We start from the raw sequence: 20,748 nt of genomic DNA, 5'->3' as shown, positions 1-20,748 counted from the left end.
TGAGTACAGGAGGGAAATACAATGAGCAAAGGACGTGTTGTTCAGGTCTTGGGACCGGTTGTCGACATCGAGTTCGAACGTGGACATCTTCCCGAGATTCTGAATGCCATTAAAATTCAAAAAACTGCTCAATCCGCTGATCAAGAGAACAGCGAAGTGACAGTTGAAGTTGCCGTACACCTTGGCGACAACCAAGTACGCTGTGTAGCTATGTCTTCCACGGACGGTCTCGTGCGCGGAATGGCAGCTATCGATAGCGGTGCCGCTATCTCCGTACCGGTCGGTCCTGCTACACTGGGCCGTGTATATAACGTACTGGGCGATCCGATCGACGGTAAAGGTCCTGCGGACCGGACCCTGACATCCCCGATTCACAAGCAAGCTCCTGAGTACGTCAATCTGACGACTCAAGCCGAGATGCTGGAAACAGGTATCAAGGTTATCGACCTTCTTGCTCCTTACATGAAGGGCGGAAAGATCGGTCTCTTCGGTGGTGCGGGTGTAGGTAAAACCGTAACCATGCAAGAGCTTATTCATAACATCGCGCAGGAGCATGGCGGTATTTCCGTATTTGCGGGCGTAGGTGAAAGAACACGTGAAGGTAACGACCTTTATCACGAGATGAGTGATTCCGGCGTTATCGCCAAGACCGCAATGGTGTTCGGTCAAATGAACGAACCTCCAGGCGCGCGTCTTCGTGTTGCTCTTTCCGGTCTGACTATGGCCGAGTATTTCCGTGATGAGGAAGGCCGTGACGTACTTCTGTTCATCGACAACATCTTCCGTTTCACACAAGCGGGTTCCGAAGTTTCCGCCCTCCTCGGACGTATGCCGTCCGCGGTAGGTTACCAGCCTACGCTGGCAACCGAAATGGGTCAACTTCAAGAGCGTATTACTTCCACGACCAAAGGTTCCGTAACGTCGATTCAAGCGATCTACGTACCGGCGGATGACTACACTGACCCGGCTCCGGCAACTGCGTTTGCCCACTTGGACGCAACGACTAACCTCGAGCGTGCCATTGCCGCGAAAGGTATCTTCCCGGCCGTTGATCCGCTTGCTTCCTCTTCCCGTATCCTGACTCCTCAGGTAGTAGGCGAAGAGCACTATGAAGTGGCGCAAGGCGTTAAGCGTCTGCTTCAGCGTTACAAAGAACTTCAAGATATTATCGCGATCCTCGGTATGGACGAGTTGAGCGAAGAAGACAGGATTGCCGTTAACCGCGCAAGACGCGTAGAACGCTTCCTGTCCCAACCGCTCCACGTTGCCGAAGCGTTTAACGGTATGCCAGGTCTCTACTGCCCGGTTAAAGAAACCGTGCGCAGCTTTAGAGAACTGCTTGACGGCAAGCATGACGATCTGCCGGAAGCAGCTTTCGTCAACGTAGGTTCGATTGATGAGGCCGTTGAAAAGGCAAGAACGATGGTATAAGCAATCGGGTCATGCGGGCGTCTGCCTGCTTTCCCGGGTTTGAGCCGAGTCGGGGAGAGGATCTCTCGCAGAACCCCTCTCTCGGACAAGGTGAAAAGCTTACGAAGCGAACGAACTTTCTAGCGAAAGTTCTGGGGAGGAATGAGCGTGAGTACTTTCCTTTTGGAAATCGTAACTCCGGAGCGCATCGTATATACCCAGAATGTTCACATGGTAAGTGTCGAGGGCATCGAAGGCCAACTTGGCATTCTTCCGAACCACATTCCGTTTGTGACACCCTTGAAAATCGCACCCGCCACGATCAAACATGAGAATGGCAAACAAGAAACTGTCGCTTTGAACGGCGGTTTCATGGAAGTGCGCAAAGATAAGGTTGTCATCCTGGCGGAAAGTGCGGAGCTGCCTAGCGACATTGACATCGAACGTGCGAAGTCTGCGAAGGAACGCGCCGAGAAACGTTTAACGGGTAAGAAAGACGAAGCTGATTTCCAGCGCGCCGAGCTTGCTCTTAAACGGGCGTTGAACCGGATCGGGGTTTACGAGCATAAATAAGCAAGAAGAAACAGAGGACGTTCATGCGTCTTCTGTTTTTTATTTTCTCCGGCAAGTATACGCTTACATCTAAAATCATTTTCATTAGACACATTTTTTGAGCGTATGCTATAATTGGAAAGGCATTACATTACCAAAATTTATGAAATGATTAAAGATTTCTTATGAAAATGGAGGCGGTTTCAAGCAGATGTACGCGGTAAAGTATGTGATCGTAGCCATTTTCGTCGCACTCGGCATCTTGCTTCCGGTTGCAGCTCTTACGATCGGCAGATGGCTTAGACCCAACAAGCCGAACGAAGACAAGGCAACCACTTACGAAAGCGGAAATGAGCCAGTAGGGGAAGGTCAGGTCAGGTTCAATATCCGGTATTATCTTTTCGCCTTAATGTTTGTCATTTTCGATGTAGAAACCGTATTTTTGTATCCGTGGGCCGTGGCGTATAACAAGCTGGGGCTGTTTGCACTGGTGGAAATGTGTATTTTTGTCCTGCTTCTCGGTGTCGGGTTACTCTATGCTTGGAAGAAGAAGGTGCTGCAATGGACTTCAATTTAGAGTCGATAACTCCGGAAGATCGTGCTGAACTGGATCGCAACGTGTTTATGACAACCCTGGAGCAGGTCAAAGCCTGGGCAAGAAGCAATTCCTTGTGGCCGCTCACTTTCGGTCTCGCCTGCTGTGCCATCGAAATGATGGGAACGGGCGCGTCGCATTATGATCTGGACCGTTTTGGCGTTATTTTCAGGACATCTCCCCGCCAATCCGATGTGATGATCGTGGCCGGCACGGTGACCAAGAAAATGGCTCCGCTGCTGCGTCGTCTGTACGATCAGATGCCGGAACCGAAGTGGGTCATTGCGATGGGGTCCTGCGCTACGGCAGGCGGTCCGTACGTAAAATCTTATGCGGTTGTAAAAGGTGTCGATCAGGTGGTTCCGGTTGATGTGTATATTCCGGGCTGCCCACCGAATCCGGCGGCTTTGATTTATGGAATCAATAAGCTTCAGGAGAAAATCCGTTACGAGGCGAAAACCGGAAAGCAGGTGACGAACCTGTGACCGATAAGGAAAAGGAAAATTCGCAGGAAACCGATATTCGATCAAAACCGACAAAATCAGACGACAAATTGGAAGCGAATACAATTGAATATAAGGAAAAACAAGGGATTTTGTCGAAAGAAGAAAATAACGAGTTACATACTAGTTCAGTGAGCACAGGATCAGCGGGGGACGACATAGCGCCTCCGGCCGGTCCGTCCGAGCAGAGCGCCTCGGCGGCAGGCACCGGCGAATCAGCGCCGGAGACCCCGGCGTCCGGTGCTGCGCAGCGCCCGGACCGTGCGGAAGCGCGAAGCGCCGCTACCGCTGAAGCCGGCGGCACCGCTCCGGCCGAGGCCAACGGCGCTGCCCCGACTGAAGGGGCAGCGGCTGAGGACGGCAGCGACAAAGCGAAAGCCGCCGCAGAAGCTCGCGCAGCCCGGGCGGCTGCCCGTGCCGCCAAAACGGCGGCTCCGGCGGAGGATGCCCCGCCGAAGCCGCCGTCCCCGAACCAGCCGATGCTGGACCGGCTGGTCGAGATCTTGAAGGGAGAGGTGGCCGGGGACGCCGTTGATGAAGCGTTCATCAACGAGATCGACGGCCACCGTCCCTTCGTGGTTATCCGCGGCGAGCACTGGGTGCGTGCCGCGGAGGTCTTCCTGCAGCACGAGGAGCTGCAGTGCGGCTACCTGCGCAGCGTGAGCGGCGTAGACCTCGGCAACCAGCTGGAAGTGGTTTACCATCTGCTCTCTATCCCGCTGCGCAAAGAATACGGAGTCCGCGTGCGCACAGAGCGGGAGGCTCCGTCCGTTCCCTCCGTCGCTTCCGTATGGCCGACCGCGGATTGGAACGAGCGGGAAATCTATGACCTGCTGGGCATTGATTTTCCCGGCCATCCCAACTTGACGCGCATCATGATGCCGGACGAGTGGGTTGGCCACCCGCTGCGCAAAGATTACGAAGCGTACGACCCGGAGGTGTAGCGTTTTGTTACGGACAGAAGAACTGCTGCTTAACGTAGGGCCTCAGCATCCGAGTACCCACGGGGTATTCCGGATTATCGTCAAGCTGGATGGAGAGATTATCCGCGAAGCGATCCCGGTTATGGGTTACCTGCACCGAGGTACCGAGAAGCTTGCGGAAAATCTCAATTACACTCAAATTATTCCTTATACGGACCGGATGGACTACGTTTCGGCCATGACAAACAATTATGTGCTGGTCAACGCGGTCGAACGGATGCTTGGCCTGCAGATACCGGAAAGAGCCGAATATTTGCGTATTCTGGTTATGGAGCTTCAGCGGATCGCCAGTCATCTGGTCTGGTGGGGAACTTATTTGCTCGATATCGGGGCGATGAGTCCGTTTCTTTATGCGTTCCGCGACAGGGAAATGATTATCGACTTTTTCAACGAGCTGTGCGGGGCGAGACTTACCTACAATTATATGCGTGTCGGCGGGGTCAAATGGGATGCCCCGGAAGGTTGGCTGGACAAAATCCGGGCATTTATCCCTTACATGAAGAGTAAGCTGGAAGAGTATGACCGTCTTGTCAGCGGCAATGAAATTTTTCTCGCCCGGATCAAAGGCGTAGGCCGTTACGATGCCGATACGGCTATCGCTTACGGATTAAGCGGGGCGAATCTGCGTTGTACCGGCGTCAAATGGGACTTGCGTAAGGATCAGCCTTACTCCATATATGACCGTTTCGATTTTGACGTACCGGTGGGAACCAATGGTGACTGTTACGACCGTTATCTCATTAGACTGGAAGAGATCGTTCAATCCCTGCGTATCATCGAGCAGGCGCTGGATCAGATTCCCGAAGGCGATACGATGGGAAAAGCCCCCCGGGTCATCAAGCCGCCGGAAGGCGATATTTATGCGCCGATCGAATCGCCGAGGGGGGAAATCGGCTGTTTTATCATGTCCAAAGGGCGGCCCGAACCGTTCCGGCTAAAATTCCGCCGCCCTTCCTTCGTGAATCTTCAAATTTTACCGAAGCTGCTGGTCGGGGAAACCATGACGAACCTGATTACCATTCTCGGCGGGATTGATATTGTTGTAGGGGAGGTGGACGGCTGATGCTGGATCTGGTCGGACAGCCGCTGACATGGACGACGGGGCTTATTTTCGCGGCCTACGGCGTTGTGCTGCTTCTTATCATCCTGGGATTCGTAACGTATGCCATCTACTTCGAGCGAAAAGTCATCGGCTGGATGCAGGGGAGATATGGCCCAAATCGTGTAGGTCCGCTGGGACTGCTGCAAACGGTCGCTGACGTGTTTAAGCTGCTCATCAAAGAAGATACCATTCCGCGCAAAGCGGACCGGGAGCTGTTCATTCTCGCGCCTGTGCTTACGTTTATTCCGGCGTTCGTCGTTGTGGCGACGATTCCGTTCACCGCGAATCTCATTCATGCCGATCTGGATGTCGGCCTCCTTTATTACGTAGCGCTGTCGGGTATCTCCACCCTGGGAATGATTCTCGGCGGTTGGGCTTCCAACAACAAATATGCTCTGCTCGGCGGTATGCGTTCAGCCGCCCAAATGATCAGCTACGAGGTTCCTCTCGTTATTTCGGTGATCGGGGTTATCATGATGACCGGCACCTTGAACCTTCATAAAATTGTGGAAGCCCAGGGGGATAACTTCTGGAACTGGAACTTTCTCCCCCAGATCGTCGGTTTTATCGTCTTCGTCATTGCGGGCGTGTCCGAGCTGAACCGCACCCCGTTTGACTTGCCGGAAGCCGAATCGGAGCTTGTAGCGGGCTATCATGTCGAATACAGCGGGTTTCGTTTCGCTTTCTTTATGCTCGCGGAATATGTGTATGTCTTTGCGATCGCTTCTTTAACGACGGTCCTCTTCCTGGGCGGCTGGCACGCCCCGTTTGCTTTTCTCGCCTTTATTCCGGGCATTGTCTGGTTTCTGCTTAAATTCTCGTTCATTGTCTTCTTCTTTTTCTGGATCAGGGCGACTTTGCCCCGAATCCGGATTGATCAACTGATGGGACTCGGCTGGAAGGTTCTTTTGCCTCTGGCGCTGCTCAATATTTTTATAACGGCTCTCTACATGGGTCTTACCGGGTAACGCGGCCGCTGCCGTTCTATGAAGTCGTAAAAGGAGGAGAGGGCCAGTGAAAGGTCTTATCAAAGGATTAGGCGTTACACTCAAAACGATGACCCAGAAAAAAGTGACCTACGCTTATCCCGATGTGCCCCTGCAAATGCCGGACCGGTTCCGGGGAATCCAGCATTTCGAACCGGACAAATGTATTGTCTGCAATATGTGCGCGAAGGTGTGTCCCACGGAGTGTATTACCCTGACGGGGAAGCCCAATCCCGATCCCGACAAAAAGGGCAAAATTATCGACACCTACGATATCAATTTTGAAATCTGCATCCTTTGCGATCTCTGCACGGAAGTTTGTCCGACCGAAGCGATTGTGATGACCAACCACTTTGAATTGAGCGCCTACAGCCGTGACGAGCTGTTTAAAGATATGAAGTGGCTTACGGACAACAACACGCTGGTGCGTAAAGAAAACAACTCCGCCCTTCCCAAAGGAGGCGCGAAGAAGGATGTTTAGTGGTTTAGGGAGCTTTTTGTCGCAGGGGGAGAACTGGTGGTTCCTTCTGTTTGCCATCTGTGCGATCGGGGGCGCCATCTATATGATCACCTTCACGAAAGTGGTTCATATGGTGCTGTCCGTTGCTTTTACGTTCGTGAGTCTGGCCGGGCTGTATGTGCTGCTGGAAGCGGAGTTTGTCGGTTTTGTCCAGATTCTGATCTATGCGGGAGCCATCTCGATCCTGATGATTTTCGGCATTATGATGACCAACCACCGGGCTGAGGAGAAGGCCAAGAGCGGGCCGGTTCAGAAGATTCTGCTCGGTGTCGGATCGCTGGGACTCTTCGGCATCCTTTTCTATGCGATTCAAAATACGACGTTTCCGTCGGCCGCAGGCTCTCTTCAGACCGGGCAGGATAATACGCTTGAGATCGGAAAACTGCTGTACAACGAATACGTCATTCCGTTCGAAATTATGTCCGTGCTGCTGACGGTCGCCTTTATCGGAGCGATTGTCGTTGCCAAAAGAGAGGAGGATTAACGTGACAAGTGTCGTAACTCCTTATCTGACTCTGGCGGCCATTTTGTTCTGTATCGGTTTGTGCGGGGCTTTGTCCAAGAGGAACGGTGTCATCGTTCTCCTCTCCATCGAGCTGATGCTCAACGCCGTGAACCTGAATCTGGTCGCATTCGCCAAAATGGGCGCGCAGCCTGCGCTGACCGGGCAAGTTTTTTCCTTGTTCACCATCACGGTAGCGGCAGCGGAAGCGGCTGTTGGCGTCGCTATCCTGATCGCTCTCTACCGCAATAAGGGAACGGGCAACGTGGATGAAATGAACTCCATGAAGCATTAGCGGCGAATGGTGCGGCTCTTATCCTCATCTTTGATTGGCAGAGCTGTCTAACGTCATGGCCTTGAAGGAGGAAAGGAAAATATGATTTCCGTTTATTCGCAATATGTCTGGCTCATCCCGCTGTTTCCGCTCCTGGCCTATGTTCTGATAACCGCTTCGGGCAGGTCGGCAAGAAGAACAGGCCTGTATCTGAGTACGGCCGCCATCTTCGCTTCGTTTGTTGTGGCCCTTCTCATTCTTATCGAGAGACTTGGAAAAGGCGTTCAAGACTATACATGGAACGGTTTCCAGTGGCTGCGGGTGGGCGATTTTGCGGTGAGCCTGGGCTTCGAGGTCAATAATTTAAACGCGATCATGCTCATTGTTGTCACGCTCGTATCGTTTCTGGTCCATATCTATTCGATCGGATATATGAAGGACGACGAGCGGGTGCACGTGTTTTTTAGTTACATAGCGCTCTTTTCTTTTGCGATGCTGGGGCTGGTTATTTCGGTCAACCTGGTGGAGTTTTATGTATTTTGGGAACTTGTCGGAGTCTGTTCGTTCCTGCTGATCGGATTCTGGTATACGAAACCCGAGGCTAAGGCTGCCGCAAAAAAAGCTTTTATCGTGACAAGAATCGGCGATTTCGGATTGTTTATCGGAATTCTGCTTTTGTTTTGGAGCATGCCGGGTCATGCGCTGGATTTTAATTCGGTACAAAACGCGTTTACAAGCGGTCAGGTGGAAGGCTCCGCAGCAACATGGATCGCGCTTCTCTTCTTTGTGGGAGCCATGGGAAAATCGGGGCAATTCCCTCTGCATACCTGGCTGCCCGATGCGATGGAAGGCCCGACTCCGATCAGTGCGCTTATCCATGCGGCGACTATGGTGGCGGCCGGGGTTTATCTGGTAGCCCGTACGTTCGATGTTTTCCTCGCGTCGGATACGGCTATGCAGATCGTCGCTTATGTCGGCGGTTTTACGGCGATTTTCGCAGCGACAATCGGAACGGCGCAGAACGATATCAAACGGATTCTCGCCTATTCGACCGTATCCCAGCTAGGGTATATGATGATGGCGCTTGGAGTGAGCGCTACGTATACGACGGGAATCTTCCATTTGTTCACGCACGCGTTCTTTAAAGCTCTCCTGTTCCTGGGTGCGGGCAGCATTATTCATGCCGTGCATACGCAGGATATTACCAAAATGGGCGGCATCGGCGGAAGGATGAAGATTACGGCGTGGACTTTCGCGATCGGTACGCTGGCTTTGTCCGGAATTCCTCCGTTCTCCGGTTTCTGGTCCAAGGACGCGATTCTGTCCCAGGCTTACGAGACGAATTCGTTGCTGTTCTGGGTTGGCATCGTCGGTGCTTTCTTTACGGCCTTGTATATGGCCCGGCTCTTTTTCCTGGTATTCTGGGGCAAATCACGCAGCGGCCAAGAGGTTCACGAATCCCCGGCCTCTATGACGTTCCCGCTCCTTCTGTTGGCGGTTCCCGCCGCTCTTGCCGGCTTTCTGTACACCCCGTGGAGCGGGTGGTTCGGCGACTGGCTGACAGGCAGGACCGAAGCAGAGGCCGTTCACGCGGGCGTGATGCTGCTCTCTACGGCAGCGGGCGTTCTGGGCATCGTTCTGGGCTACCTGCTGTACGCAAGGAAGCCGGGAAGCTTTGTGTTCTCCGCAAAGTTTCCGTGGCTGTACAATCTCGTGCGTCGTAAATATTATATCGACGAAATTTACCGGACGATCATTGTTCTCCCGCTGCGGGGAATCGGATATCTCTTGCAGGCCGTGGACACGTTTATCGTGGACGGTGTCGTCAGGCTCGCGGCCGCAGCCGCTGTCGGACTGGGCCGAACGGGCTCCCGGCTGCAGAACGGCCAGGTTCAGACCTACGGCCTAATCACCCTGCTTGGCCTGCTTGTTCTCATCCTTGCTGTAGCCGGAAGGAGGTTTATCCATGTCGGCTAACCTGCTTAGTCTGATTGTGTTTTCCCCGCTGCTCGGCATACTCGTCCTCCTTTTTCTGCCGAAGGAGAACAAGAAAGCGCTCCAGGCCGTGTGCGTGGCGGCCACTGGAATCCCGCTTCTGCTCAGCGCATGGCTGTATGCGGCTTATTCCAACGGAGTGTCAGGAATGCAGTTCAAAGAGCAGCTGGACTGGATCCGCATCCCCCTCAACAAAGAAGGGGTCGAAGGTCTCGCCAGCTTCTACTGGACCGTTCAGTACCATCTGGCCGTGGACGGTTTGTCGATGCCGCTCGTTTTCCTCACCGCGTTAGTGTTTACCATGGCCGCCCTGGCCTCGATCTACATCAAAAAAAGATGGAAGGCTTATTCGATCTGGCTGCTGCTGCTGGAAGTCGGCGTTTTCGGCGTGTTTACGTCCCAGGATCTGTTTCTGTTCTTCCTCTTTTTCGAAGTCACCCTCGTTCCGATGTTTTTCCTGATCGGAATCTGGGGCCGCGTAGACCGGGAAAAGGCAGCCAGCCGTTTTCTGATTTACAACGGACTCGGTTCGGCCGTCATGCTTGTCGCGTTCGTTATTCTCGTCACGACGGCGGGGATTTCCCAGCAGATCGCGGGCAATCAACTGACCGTATTCTACAGCGGCGATATCCAGACGATTGTACATAACCTGCTGCAGGACCCGACCGCTCTGGTGAATCAGGTGTCGCCTAACCCTCAAGCGGAAAATCCGTTCTTCTTGAGCGAGGGCATGAAAACGGTCCTCCTGGTTATGCTGCTGATCGCTTTCGGCATCAAGCTGCCGATTTTTCCGTTTCACACCTGGATGCTCAAGGTGCATACGGAAGCTCCGCCTCCCGTGGTCATGATTCACTCGGGTATTTTGCTGAAAATGGGCGCATACGGGCTCATCCGTTTCGGCATCCTGCTGTTTCCGGCACAAGCGCAGGATTGGGCGTGGGTACTCGCCCTGCTGGGTGTCATCAACATTTTGTACGGAGCCCTGCTGGCTTTTGTCCAGAACGAGTTCAGGCTAGTGCTCGCATATTCCAGTATCAGTCACATGGGCATTGTGCTGCTGGGCTTGGCGGCCTTTAATCCGATCGGCATGCAGGGAGCGATTTTCCAGCTCGTTTCTCACGGCTTGATTTCCGCTCTCATGTTCCTGCTCGTCGGCAGTATTTACGAACGGACCTCCACGACGGAACTAGGCAAACTGGGCGGGCTGGCGAAATCCATGCCTTTTCTTAGCGCTATTCTGCTTGTGGGCGGGCTTGCTTCCCTCGGTCTGCCGGGGCTCTCCGGCTTCGTGAGCGAACTGCTGGCGTTTATCGGCTTGTTCGGTACGGCCCGGGTACTGACGATTATAGGTGCAGTCGGCATTATCCTGACGGCCGCTTATGTGCTGCGGGGGGTTATGAAGATGACGTACGGACCTCTGCCGGAACGGTTCAGGGAGCTGCCGGATGCCCGGTTTATAGAAGCTGTGCCGATGATTGCGCTGGTCGCTTTCATTCTTCTGCTAGGCGTGTATCCGGGTATACTGAGCGAGCCTCTGCAGCAGACGGTAAACGGGTTTCATCAGACGATTCACAGCTTAGCTGGGAAGATAGGGGGATAGAACGTGGAACCGATACGAATTCATGTACAGGATTTAACGCATCTGCTCCCGGAAATGACGCTGGTGATCACGGCTATCCTGCTCTCGGTGCTCGACCTGTTTTTGCTGAAGGGGGTCAACCGGAAATGGATCGGCTGGCTTTCCCTCGCCGGTATTGCGGTCTCTATCGCCTTTGTCATTGCCCAGCTTAATCCCGATCAGGCGATTGTGCTCCTTAACGAAAGCTACCGCGTAGACGATTTCGGAAACCTGCTGAAACTCGCGTTCCTCGGCGGAACCGCACTGATTATTCTGATGAGTCTGGGAAGCGTGGAAGACGGGGAGATTCCGCATGTCGGGGAATATTATTATTTCCTGCTGCCGGCTGTGCTGGGTGCCATGGTGATGGCTTCCTCCGCCGATCTCATCACGCTATTCGTCGGACTGGAGCTTCTGAGTATTACTTCTTACGTGCTTGTCGCCATGAAAAAGAAAAACACCCGGTCCAACGAGGGCGCGTTCAAGTACGTCATATTGGGCGGAATATCGTCCGCCGTTATTTTGTACGGGATGTCCTTCCTTTACGGAATTGCGGGAACAACGAACCTGGGGGCGATACAGGCGGCTATCGTTTCGAGTTACGAGAGCTACAAACCGCTCTTGTATGTATCTTTTTTCCTGCTCTTGGCGGGGTTCGGTTTTAAAATAGCGGCCGCGCCTTTCCACTCGTGGGCACCCGATGTTTATCAGGGAGCCCCGACGCCGGTCACCGCTTTTCTCGCCGTTATATCCAAAGGGGCGGCTTTTGCCATCCTCTTCAGGGTCTTTTATGTGCTTCTTGCCTTGGGGCAGTTCGGGGACGAAGGGCTTCAGAAGGACATCTTCCTGGCCCTGTCGGTGGTAGCGGCCACTGCCATGATCTGGGGCAACACAGTCGCGCTGCGGCAAAAAAACGTTAAACGGCTGCTGGCTTATTCCGGGATTGCCAATGCCGGTTATCTGCTTGTTCCTTTGGCCGTCCACATCAACCTGGTGCAGGTGGATAACTTCTCCAAATTTTTCTTTTATCTGATCGCCTACATTCTGATGAATATCGGAGCTTTCACTGTCCTTCTGATTATAGAAAAATCGACCGGAGACGAGGAGACTAAAGGGTTTGCCGGTCTTTATTACCGTGCCCCCTGGACGTCCGCGGCCGCTGTCGTTCTCCTTCTGTCGCTGGCGGGGATTCCCGTATCTGCGGGTTTTTTTGGAAAGTTGTACCTGCTGTTTGGCACAATGCAGGCGCATCTGTACTGGCTCGGTGCCGTTATGATGATCACGAGCGTCATTTCGTTTTATTATTACTTCGGCATTATCCGGCAAATGTTCATGCGCGCCGACCTTGAAGAACGGCCCGTAAGCGTGCCGGTCCCCCTCGGAATCACTCTTTGGCTGTGTGCGGGCTTGACGTTATTGCTGGGACTCGTTCCCGGATATTTGCTCGCTTATATCGACCGGATATTCAGTTTGACTAGGGACCTCCTAATCCTGTCATAAATTTGATATAATATAAGCTTCTCCGCTGTTTGGGCAGTGGAGGAGCTTATTTTTATTGTTTTTTATCTTCGATTAGACGGCGTAAAACTATCCCGGGCTTATTATTTTTTTAAAATGACCGAAAGAGGACTCTCTAAATGAACCGAAAATTTCGATATAAATGGATGTATGGATGGCTCGGAGTTGTACTGCTCGTATGGACCGTCGGCATATCGAATGTACAGGCGTATCCGGTTTCCAACGATCCTTTGCGGGTGAAACAAACCTATTTGGATGACATACATATGGATGAAGGCTGGGCGCAGGCAGGCGATAACGATGAACCCGTCATCGTGGCGGTCGTGGATACGGGCGTCGATCTGACGCATCCCGATCTGGAAGGCAGACTCGTCCCGGGAGCGAACCTGCTTAATCCGCAGGAGAAGCCCCAGGACGATAACGGCCACGGTACGAACGTAGCCGGGATTATCGCCGCCAAGATGAACAACGACAAAGGCATCGCAGGCATCGCGCCCAACGCGAAAATTATGCCGATCAAGGCATTGGAGGCGGACGGCACGGGCGGCGAAACCAAGCTCGGCGAAGGCATCCGTTATGCCGTCGATCACGGAGCCAAGATCGTCGTGCTCTCGCTGGGCTTGAATAAATATTCAAGCTTCATGGCCGGCACGGTGCGCTACGCTGAGGAGCGAGGCGTGCTTCTCGTCGCCGCCTCCGGCAACGAAGGAGGCAGCGTGAAGTATCCCGCCGCGTACCCGACCGTGCTCGGGGTAGGCGGCATGACCTCCGCGCGCCTCGCGGACGATCGGTCGAACTACGGACCGGATCTTGACCTCGTGGCGCCTTGGCATGTGTACACCACCGCCAAAGGCGGAGGCTACGAGAGCAAGGAGGGCACGTCGATGGCCGCTCCGCAGGTAGCGGGCGCTGCGGCGCTGTTATGGGGCCGCGCCCCTTACCTGGAGCCCTGGCAGCTCAGGGAGCTCATCAAGCAGACGGCGGAGGATCTGGAATCGCCCGGATGGGATGCGACGACAGGCTTCGGGCTCCTGCGGGTAGACCGCCTGATGAAGGAGCCGCTTCTGAGCGACCGTTTCGAGCCGAACGACGATTCTGGTCATGCGCCCATGCTGCCCGTACACACTCTCATCCATGCGGAGTTCAGCTCCGGCAAAGATACCGATTGGTTTACAATGGATAGTCCTTACGACGGTTTTGTGAAGCTTGTCTTAAAAACAAGTGACGCTAGTCCTGTTTCTATTCGGTACTTTCGGGATAATAAAGAGGCAGAAGAGGTTTTCACCACGGACCCTCAGAATCCGGTTGTGACTCTGCCTGTTCAGAAGGGAAAAAGCAAAATCGCGGCAAGTCTTCTGGATCCGGGCAAAGCAGGGGCAGTCCTGTATACGCTGCAGACCGACTTCCAGATTTATCAGGACGATTTTGAAGATAACGACCATCAGTATAAAGCGACTTCCCTGCCTGCGAGAAGCCAGACTGTGAAGGGAACCTTTCATCAGGAGAACGATCAGGATTGGTTTATGATTTCTTTTAAGAAATCCGGTACTCTCCGCTTGAAAACTTCCGTGGATACCGCTAGAATAGACCCGGTAGTATTGATTCAGAAAAAGGGAGAAAAATCGACAACTTTTGACCAGTTTGGAGAAGGAGCGACCGAGGCGACCCCTCTTATGAATGTCACGCCAGGCGACTATTACATCCGGATCAGCAATGTGAAGGACAATACGCAGCCGGTGATGGGGGAGTATACGCTGTCGGTTGATTATACACCTAAGCTGATTGACCCGAATGAACCCAATAATAAGCCTTACCAGGCTACGACACTGACACTGCATGAAGATCATCCCGGTGTTATAGAGAGTGCTTCGGATTTGGATTGGTTTCAATTCCGGTTGGAGCAGGAAAGTCTGGTGCAGCTGAAGCTCGGCTCTCTCCAGCGGGGATGCGATATAACGTTCACGCTGTATGATCACACCCTGAAGGAGCTTGACAGCAAGAGCAGCGAAGGGTCTGCCGAGAATCTCGTTCTTGACAGGCGGTTGCCGGCAGGTTTGTATTATATCAAGCTGCAGAGCGACAGGGCTGCGACTCAGCAGATGTACCAGCTGAATGCGGCCGCACAGCCTCTCGTTGCCGGATTTTCCGATATTCACGGACATTGGGCCGAGAAAGCTATCGCAGACCTGGCCAGCAGGCATGTTATCGACGGAGACGGGAGCTACAAATTTTACCCTGACCTGCCGATCACCCGCGCACAGGCCGCTGTAATGCTGGCGAACGGATTCCGCCTGGATAAGAACAGGCCGGTCGATTATCCGGATCTCAGCAGCAGCCATTGGGCCTATGATTCCATTGCAAGGACAACAATGGCCGGTTACATGGACGGATATGAGGATGGGCATTTCCGGCCGGATCAGCCTCTGACCCGGATGGAAATGACGCAAGTGATTGCGAATACGATGCAAATGGCAGGCAAATACCGCGGACGTTCTCCTTTCCTGGACGTTAGCGACCGGTATTGGGGCGTTGGCATTCTGAAGCAGATGTCCGGGGACGGCTGGATCCGGGGATTCCCTGATGGGACTTACCGCCCTGACGACCAGGCGACCCGGGCCGAATTTGCAGCCCTTTTGTCCCGGTTTTCGAATGTTTTCGGCAGGAAGAGGTAGAAAGATGTCGAATATGGAAGAACTGACAACTGTTGTTCCGCAAATGCCCCTAATCAATATTGTCGTATATTTAGTCGCCGTGGGACTTTCGTGGTGGGCGCTCCAGCAGTTCCGATTCGACGTGCTGCTGAAGCAGCCGCGAAGTCCCGCGGCCAAGATGCTGCAAGTGTTTATGTCCATCGGACTCGGTTACCTGGTAGCCAGTTTTTTCTTGAAGTATCTGGAATGGTCTGTAGGATTAAACGGAATTTTTTGACATTTTGTCGAATAACATCGCTTAGACTTGTAAACAATGGTAGTACAACGGTGCCAAACACAGACCCCATTCCGAACTGTATGAATGGTGTGTTCATGAAGACATAGACCGACAGTCACGTTTTACCCGATTTAGAACGATAAATTAAGACGCGGAGGGACCGAGATGAGCAAAATTATCGTCCGCGGTGGCCGTAAATTAGCCGGCAAGATTAAAGTTAACGGCGCCAAAAACGCTGTACTGCCCATCATTGCGGCATCAATTTTGGCTGCGGAAGGAGAAAGTGTCATACATGACGCTCCTCCGCTTGACGATGTACTTGTAATTAACAAGGTACTTAGAAGCCTGGGCCTGCAGCTCAGCTATCATAATCACAGCGTGAAAGTAAACGCTCAAGCGATCGAAACGTGCGAGGCTTCTTACGAGCTCGTTCGTAAAATGCGGGCTTCTTTTCTCGTGATGGGACCACTTTTGGCCCGCCTGGGCAAAGCCCGTATCTCCCTTCCGGGGGGATGTGCTATCGGCACACGCCCGATCGACCAGCACCTGAAAGGCTTTGAGGCCATGGGAGCGGAGATCGAGCTGGGTCAAGGCTACATCGAAGCCAGGGTGGAGAAACGTCTCAAAGGCGCGAAGATCTATCTCGACGTCGCCAGTGTAGGCGCGACCGAGAATATCATGATGGCCGCTACTTTGGCCGAAGGCACGACCATTATTGAAAACGCGGCGAAAGAGCCCGAAATCGTCGACCTGGCCAACTACTTGAATGCGATGGGCGCAGTTGTCCGGGGTGCCGGTACCGGTGTCATCCGCATTGAAGGCGTGGAAAAAATGAAGGGCGCGGTACATAGCGTCATACCAGACCGTATCGAAGCGGGTACTTATATGATCGCCGCCGCGATTACACGTAGTGAACTGTATGTGGAAGGCGCCATCGGCGATCACCTGCGCCCTGTGATTTCGAAGCTGCAGGAAATGGGTGTGCACGTGGAAGAGGACGAGAACGGTATTCTCGTCTGTGCCGACAAACCTTTGCGTGCGGCCGACATCAAGACCCTGCCATATCCCGGCTTCCCGACGGATATGCAGTCTCAGATGATGGCGCTCCAACTGGTTGCGGACGGCACGAGCCTGGTTACCGAGACGGTATTCGAGAACCGGTTCATGCACGTGGACGAATTTATGCTCATGAACGCCTCGGTTAAAGTCGACGGCCGTACGGCTGTCGTGAGCGGCAACAATAAGCTTAAGGGCGCCAAAGTTTGTGCGACCGACCTCCGCGCGGGTGCCGCTTTGATTCTGGCCGCTCTTGTAGCCGAGGGAGAGACCGAGATTACCGGACTTCACCATATCGACCGGGGATACGTGGATATTACATCCGCGCTCCGTTCAGTGGGCGCCGACATTCAACGGGTCGTCCCGCAGGAAGAAGAGCAGGAGCAGCCGCAAGAAATCGGACTGTTCGCCGTTCAGCCTACCTGGGCTTAAGCGCTGTACTTTCGTGATCCGCTAACGGATTCAATCAGATATAAGGAAAACCGGCTCTCCTATCGGAGGGCCGGTTTTTTCGTTCTAATCTAGTAAATACCTTCATAAGATGAGAGTAATCCCGTTCCGTAGAGAGAGGACGGCTGGAGCGTCTGCTGACAGCGGATTTGAAGCGGCCGTTCCTTAAGGGCGGCTCCCTGCCATCCTTCTCGATACTAAAGACGGAACGGAACATTTACGGAGGCCATCTATGAAGTTTAAAAGACGTTCAAAGCTCAAACAGCCGGCACTGCTTTGGACGGGCATTGCGGTTTCGGGTTTGCTGCTGGTCACCGTTCTGCTTCCCGCCGTGGTCGTCAAACAGCAAACCGGCACTTTTGCGGATCTTCATGGCACCGAAGCAGTCCCTTCATCCGCCGATATGGTTATGATTCCGGTCTACCTTTCCAAGCAGAAGCAGATTCAGACGGTAAGTCTGGAGCAGTATGTGAAAGGGGTTGTGGCGGCGGAGATGCCCGCGGAATTTTCGGAAGAGGCTCTCAAAGCTCAGGCGATTGCGGCACGCACTTATATCGTACGCCGGATTTTAACGGGAGATTTCAGCAACGTCCCCGTCAAGGAAGCATGGGTTACGGACACGATTCAGCATCAGGCCTACCTGACCGATGACCAGCTTCAGAAACAATGGACAGGCAAGGCGTACGAATCGAACAGCAAAAAGATTGACACCGCCGTAAAGGCCACGGCCGATTTCATTCTTACCTACGAGGGGAAGCCGATTCAGGCCACATTTTTCTCCACCTCCAACGGGTATACGGAGGATGTCCGCAATGTGTGGGGGTCCGATCTTCCCTATCTGAAGTCGGTCAGCAGCCCGTGGGATGAAAAGCTTTCACCCAAATTCAAACAAACCATAACCCTTTCCTATAAAGACATTCTTCAAAAGCTGGGACTTCCGGCTTCATCGTCCTTAAATTCGGGCAGCATAAAAGTGCTGGAACGGACGGAGTCCAAACGGGTCAAGAGCGCTATGATAGCGGGCAAAACATTTACGGGAAAAGAAATAAGAGAGAAGCTGGGTCTCAACTCTACCGATTTTGAAGCGGATTTGAGCGGAACAGATTGGACATTTACGGTAAAAGGGTACGGGCATGGAGTCGGAATGAGCCAGTGGGGAGCGAACGGGATGGCCAAGGAAGGGAAGAAAGCCGCGGAAATCGCCGCTTACTATTATCCCGGCGCAAAGCTGACCTCTGCTTCCACTCTACTGAACAAGAAAACTCAAAAATAAGACCTGCTAGAATTTCTTTAGGGCAAATGTATAAAACTCTCAAACGTGTCAACAATGGTTATTGAGGTGATAACCATATGAGAGATGGTAAACAAGAGTTTCATAACAAGGAAGAAGCTCCCCAAACTGTAACGGGAGCAGCAAATGTCCCTAACTCCGCATGGAAGAGATTTTTGGCCAAAAAGTGGGTTTTCCCGGCAACTTATGTAGCGGCAGCGGCAATTATCTTAACCTTAATGTGGGTCTATCAGGATGCGGTGAAGAAACCGGTCGCAACGAACACGCCGGTAAATTCCGTCCAGTCCGATAAACCTGCTGGAGAAACGGCTAACAAAGACAATGCCGTTCCCGTAGGTGCCAAAGCCGAAAGTATGCAATGGCCGGTAAAAGACCGCAGCCAAGTCACGATTTCGCTTCCGTCCTACGACAGCAAAGGCAGCAATGAAGCCAAGCAAGCGGCTATGATCGAATACGGAGATACGATTACCCCTCACGTGGGCGTCGATCTTGTCCGTGCAGACAAGCAGGCGTTTGATGTAAGCGCGGCCCTCAGCGGTAAAGTAACCGCGGTGGACAAAAATCCGGTCGTAGGCAATCTGGTCGAGATTACGCACGACAACGGGCTGGTAACGGTTTATCAAAGCCTAGGGGAAGTGAAAGTAGCCAAAGGCGCCGCCGTTAAACAAGGCGATGTTATCGCGCAGGCCGGCCGCAACGAGCTGGAGAAGGACCAAGGCGTCCACCTTCACTTCGAAGTGCGCAAGGCGGAAGACGGCACGGCCGAACTGCCGGAGCAGCTGCTTCCGGAATTCAAACCGCAATAAATTTTTACCATATCGGCGGATGGGGAAAACCCTATCCGTCTTTTTTTGCCTGCATACGGAAAGCGTCGGGAGGACGAGCTTTCGCCTTGTCCGTCAAAATAATTGGACGGAAATAGCTTGTCAGCGGCGGAAACAAAGAATATTAGGCCCTACCCCTCATATAATGTACCAAACTATCCGAGTAGGGAGGCGAGGGGAGTGCACGATTACATCAAAGAGCGAACCATTAAGATCGGAACTTGCATCGTTGAGACGAGAAATACGGTTCGCACCATAGCGAAGGAGTTTGGCGTTTCCAAAAGCACGGTGCACAAGGATTTGACGGAGAGACTGCCGGAAATCAACCCGGAGCTGGCCAATCAGGTCAAAACGATCCTCGAATACCACAAATCGATCCGCCATCTTAGGGGAGGGGAAGCGACCAAAATCAAATACCGCAAGACCAAACCTGTCAAATCCGCTGAACCGCTTGTTACGGTTAAATCCTGACTCCCAAGCCCGCCCTTCCTTCCGGAAAAATGTCGAAATTGTCCCGAAAAAAGAGGAATTTCTGTTTTTTTCTGCGAAATTAGCTTATAATGAAAAATATGTATACTATTCGAAGCACCGCTTCAGTTTATGGGGATGGACGGTTAGTTTAGGGAGGATTACTTTTCATGTTAAGTAAGGATATCGGAATCGATTTGGGCACTGCGAACGTCTTGATTCATGTGAAAGGACGCGGAGTAGTGCTCGATGAGCCCTCGGTTGTGGCGATCGAAAGCGATACAAAACGCGTTCTCGCGGTCGGTGAGGAAGCCAGGAGAATGGTAGGGCGTACGCCCGGCAACATCGTGGCTATTCGTCCGCTCCGCGAAGGTGTAATCGCCGATTTTGAAATTACTGAAGCGATGTTGAAACATTTTATTTCCAAAGTTGGGGGCAAAAGCTGGTACTCACATCCTCGCATCCTCATCTGTGCGCCTACCAACATTACATCTGTGGAACAAAAAGCAATTCGGGAAGCGGCTGAACGCAGCGGCGCACGCGAAGTGTTTATGGAAGAAGAACCGAAAGCCGCTGCAATCGGCGCCGGAATGGATATTTACCAGCCGAGCGGCAATATGGTCGTTGATATCGGTGGAGGGACGACGGACGTGGCCGTATTATCCATGGGTGATGTCGTCACCTCTTCCTCCATTAAGATCGCCGGCGATAAATTTGATACGTCGATTACCAAGTACATCAAGAACAAATACAAATTGCTGATCGGCGAACGCACCTCCGAGGACATTAAGGTCCAAATCGGTACGGTACAAGCCGATAGTGTTCAGAATGAAATGGATATCCGCGGCCGGGATATGGTATCCGGTCTTCCTTTGACGATCACGATTCGCTCCAGTGAAGTGCAGGAAGCCCTGTGGGATCCTATTTCTTCTATCGTAACTGCCGCAAAAAGTGTATTGGAACGTACACCTCCGGAACTTTCTGCCGATATAATAGATAGAGGGGTTATTTTGACTGGTGGCGGTGCCATGCTTCACGGTCTGGATCAGCTTCTGGCGGACGAGCTCAAGGTTCCCGTTCTGATCGCGGAAGACCCGATGCACTGCGTCGTCAAAGGGACGGGCATTATGCTCGACAACCTGGACAAAGTGACCAAACGAAAATTCGTATAGA

The 20,748-nt window shown here is 52.9% G+C and carries 20 protein-coding genes; all 20 read left to right on the top strand.

The features are described from left to right. The first annotated feature begins 21 nt into the window (after positions 1 to 21). The 20 genes from atpD (at position 22) to mreB (ending at position 20,747) form a co-directional block, all read left to right on the top strand. The gene (atpD, locus tag PCH01S_RS23965; protein ID WP_042233884.1) at positions 22 to 1,431 is read left to right on the top strand and encodes a F0F1 ATP synthase subunit beta; all 1,410 of its coding nucleotides are present in this window, start codon (positions 22 to 24) and stop codon (positions 1,429 to 1,431) included. A gap of 147 nt (positions 1,432 to 1,578) precedes the next feature. Then, positions 1,579 to 1,983 (top strand): F0F1 ATP synthase subunit epsilon, encoded by a 405-nt coding sequence (locus PCH01S_RS23960; protein ID WP_042233882.1) that lies wholly within the window; start codon positions 1,579 to 1,581, stop codon positions 1,981 to 1,983. Between the two features lie 190 nt (positions 1,984 to 2,173). Then, on the top strand, positions 2,174 to 2,539 hold the full coding sequence (locus PCH01S_RS23955; protein ID WP_009677054.1) for an NADH-quinone oxidoreductase subunit A: 366 nt from the start codon (positions 2,174 to 2,176) through the stop codon (positions 2,537 to 2,539). Then, positions 2,524 to 3,042: a NuoB/complex I 20 kDa subunit family protein gene (locus PCH01S_RS23950; RefSeq protein WP_009676983.1), complete on the top strand. Its 519-nt coding sequence runs from the start codon at positions 2,524 to 2,526 to the stop codon at positions 3,040 to 3,042. Before PCH01S_RS23955 ends, PCH01S_RS23950 begins: the two co-directional genes overlap by 16 nt. Before the next feature lie 149 nt (positions 3,043 to 3,191). Then, complete coding sequence (locus PCH01S_RS31625) at positions 3,192 to 4,004, top strand: NADH-quinone oxidoreductase subunit C (RefSeq protein WP_275938051.1); 813 nt, start codon at positions 3,192 to 3,194, stop codon at positions 4,002 to 4,004. A 4-nt stretch (positions 4,005 to 4,008) separates the two neighbouring features. Next, a complete protein-coding gene (locus PCH01S_RS23940) occupies positions 4,009 to 5,106 on the top strand; it encodes an NADH-quinone oxidoreductase subunit D (protein ID WP_042233875.1) in 1,098 nt (365 codons plus the stop codon). Then, positions 5,106 to 6,113: an NADH-quinone oxidoreductase subunit NuoH gene (gene nuoH, locus PCH01S_RS23935; protein WP_042233871.1), complete on the top strand. Its 1,008-nt coding sequence runs from the start codon at positions 5,106 to 5,108 to the stop codon at positions 6,111 to 6,113. The genes PCH01S_RS23940 and nuoH overlap by 1 nt, the downstream gene beginning before the upstream one ends. A gap of 46 nt (positions 6,114 to 6,159) precedes the next feature. Beyond that, on the top strand, positions 6,160 to 6,612 hold the full coding sequence (nuoI, locus tag PCH01S_RS23930) for an NADH-quinone oxidoreductase subunit NuoI (protein ID WP_042233867.1): 453 nt from the start codon (positions 6,160 to 6,162) through the stop codon (positions 6,610 to 6,612). Then, positions 6,605 to 7,135 carry an NADH-quinone oxidoreductase subunit J gene (locus tag PCH01S_RS23925; protein ID WP_042233864.1) on the top strand — a complete coding sequence of 177 codons (531 nt, stop codon included), beginning with the start codon at positions 6,605 to 6,607 and terminating at the stop codon, positions 7,133 to 7,135. Before nuoI ends, PCH01S_RS23925 begins: the two co-directional genes overlap by 8 nt. 1 nt (position 7,136) lies before the next feature. Next, the gene (gene nuoK, locus PCH01S_RS23920; protein WP_042233861.1) at positions 7,137 to 7,448 is read left to right on the top strand and encodes an NADH-quinone oxidoreductase subunit NuoK; all 312 of its coding nucleotides are present in this window, start codon (positions 7,137 to 7,139) and stop codon (positions 7,446 to 7,448) included. Between the two features lie 81 nt (positions 7,449 to 7,529). Beyond that, positions 7,530 to 9,404 (top strand): NADH-quinone oxidoreductase subunit L, encoded by a 1,875-nt coding sequence (gene nuoL, locus PCH01S_RS23915; RefSeq protein ID WP_042233859.1) that lies wholly within the window; start codon positions 7,530 to 7,532, stop codon positions 9,402 to 9,404. Next, on the top strand, positions 9,394 to 11,022 hold the full coding sequence (locus PCH01S_RS23910) for a complex I subunit 4 family protein (protein WP_042233856.1): 1,629 nt from the start codon (positions 9,394 to 9,396) through the stop codon (positions 11,020 to 11,022). Before nuoL ends, PCH01S_RS23910 begins: the two co-directional genes overlap by 11 nt. Before the next feature lie 3 nt (positions 11,023 to 11,025). After that, positions 11,026 to 12,540 (top strand): NADH-quinone oxidoreductase subunit N, encoded by a 1,515-nt coding sequence (locus PCH01S_RS23905; RefSeq protein WP_042233853.1) that lies wholly within the window; start codon positions 11,026 to 11,028, stop codon positions 12,538 to 12,540. A gap of 137 nt (positions 12,541 to 12,677) precedes the next feature. After that, complete coding sequence (locus tag PCH01S_RS23900; RefSeq protein WP_042233850.1) at positions 12,678 to 15,230, top strand: S8 family serine peptidase; 2,553 nt, start codon at positions 12,678 to 12,680, stop codon at positions 15,228 to 15,230. Between the two features lie 4 nt (positions 15,231 to 15,234). Further along, positions 15,235 to 15,486: a DUF1146 family protein gene (locus PCH01S_RS23895; RefSeq protein ID WP_042233847.1), complete on the top strand. Its 252-nt coding sequence runs from the start codon at positions 15,235 to 15,237 to the stop codon at positions 15,484 to 15,486. Positions 15,487 to 15,651: 165 nt separating this feature from the next. Further along, positions 15,652 to 16,974: a UDP-N-acetylglucosamine 1-carboxyvinyltransferase gene (gene murA, locus PCH01S_RS23890; RefSeq protein WP_042233845.1), complete on the top strand. Its 1,323-nt coding sequence runs from the start codon at positions 15,652 to 15,654 to the stop codon at positions 16,972 to 16,974. A 250-nt stretch (positions 16,975 to 17,224) separates the two neighbouring features. Further along, entirely contained in the window at positions 17,225 to 18,265 is a 1,041-nt protein-coding gene (gene spoIID, locus PCH01S_RS23885) for a stage II sporulation protein D (protein WP_042233843.1), read from the top strand. Positions 18,266 to 18,342: 77 nt separating this feature from the next. Continuing rightward, the gene (locus tag PCH01S_RS23880; RefSeq protein WP_042233841.1) at positions 18,343 to 19,089 is read left to right on the top strand and encodes a M23 family metallopeptidase; all 747 of its coding nucleotides are present in this window, start codon (positions 18,343 to 18,345) and stop codon (positions 19,087 to 19,089) included. Between the two features lie 198 nt (positions 19,090 to 19,287). Next, a complete protein-coding gene (spoIIID, locus tag PCH01S_RS23875; RefSeq protein ID WP_009676986.1) occupies positions 19,288 to 19,578 on the top strand; it encodes a sporulation transcriptional regulator SpoIIID in 291 nt (96 codons plus the stop codon). Between the two features lie 167 nt (positions 19,579 to 19,745). Beyond that, positions 19,746 to 20,747: a rod shape-determining protein gene (mreB, locus tag PCH01S_RS23870; protein WP_042233839.1), complete on the top strand. Its 1,002-nt coding sequence runs from the start codon at positions 19,746 to 19,748 to the stop codon at positions 20,745 to 20,747. The last annotated feature ends 1 nt before the right edge of the window (position 20,748 follow it).

Origin of the sequence: Paenibacillus chitinolyticus NBRC 15660 (assembly GCF_000739915.1) — a bacterium.
Classification (GTDB): Bacteria; Bacillota; Bacilli; order Paenibacillales; family NBRC-103111; genus Paenibacillus_F; species Paenibacillus_F chitinolyticus.
This window is presented reverse-complemented; position numbering and strand designations above follow the sequence as displayed.

Excerpts from the sequence above, each read along its gene's own strand:
- nuoL (WP_042233859.1), top strand. The coding sequence starts at position 7,530 with ATGATTTCCGTTTATTCGCAATATGTCTGGCTCATCCCGCTGTTTCCG.
- spoIID (WP_042233843.1), top strand. The coding sequence starts at position 17,225 with ATGAAGTTTAAAAGACGTTCAAAGCTCAAACAGCCGGCACTGCTTTGG.
- murA (WP_042233845.1), top strand. The coding sequence starts at position 15,652 with ATGAGCAAAATTATCGTCCGCGGTGGCCGTAAATTAGCCGGCAAGATT.
- PCH01S_RS23950 (WP_009676983.1), top strand. The coding sequence starts at position 2,524 with ATGGACTTCAATTTAGAGTCGATAACTCCGGAAGATCGTGCTGAACTG.
- PCH01S_RS23925 (WP_042233864.1), top strand. The coding sequence starts at position 6,605 with ATGTTTAGTGGTTTAGGGAGCTTTTTGTCGCAGGGGGAGAACTGGTGG.
- PCH01S_RS23955 (WP_009677054.1), top strand. The coding sequence starts at position 2,174 with ATGTACGCGGTAAAGTATGTGATCGTAGCCATTTTCGTCGCACTCGGC.
- PCH01S_RS23895 (WP_042233847.1), top strand. The coding sequence starts at position 15,235 with ATGTCGAATATGGAAGAACTGACAACTGTTGTTCCGCAAATGCCCCTA.
- PCH01S_RS23900 (WP_042233850.1), top strand. The coding sequence starts at position 12,678 with ATGAACCGAAAATTTCGATATAAATGGATGTATGGATGGCTCGGAGTT.
- mreB (WP_042233839.1), top strand. The coding sequence starts at position 19,746 with ATGTTAAGTAAGGATATCGGAATCGATTTGGGCACTGCGAACGTCTTG.
- nuoH (WP_042233871.1), top strand. The coding sequence starts at position 5,106 with ATGCTGGATCTGGTCGGACAGCCGCTGACATGGACGACGGGGCTTATT.
- atpD (WP_042233884.1), top strand. The coding sequence starts at position 22 with ATGAGCAAAGGACGTGTTGTTCAGGTCTTGGGACCGGTTGTCGACATC.
- PCH01S_RS23910 (WP_042233856.1), top strand. The coding sequence starts at position 9,394 with ATGTCGGCTAACCTGCTTAGTCTGATTGTGTTTTCCCCGCTGCTCGGC.
- PCH01S_RS23880 (WP_042233841.1), top strand. The coding sequence starts at position 18,343 with ATGAGAGATGGTAAACAAGAGTTTCATAACAAGGAAGAAGCTCCCCAA.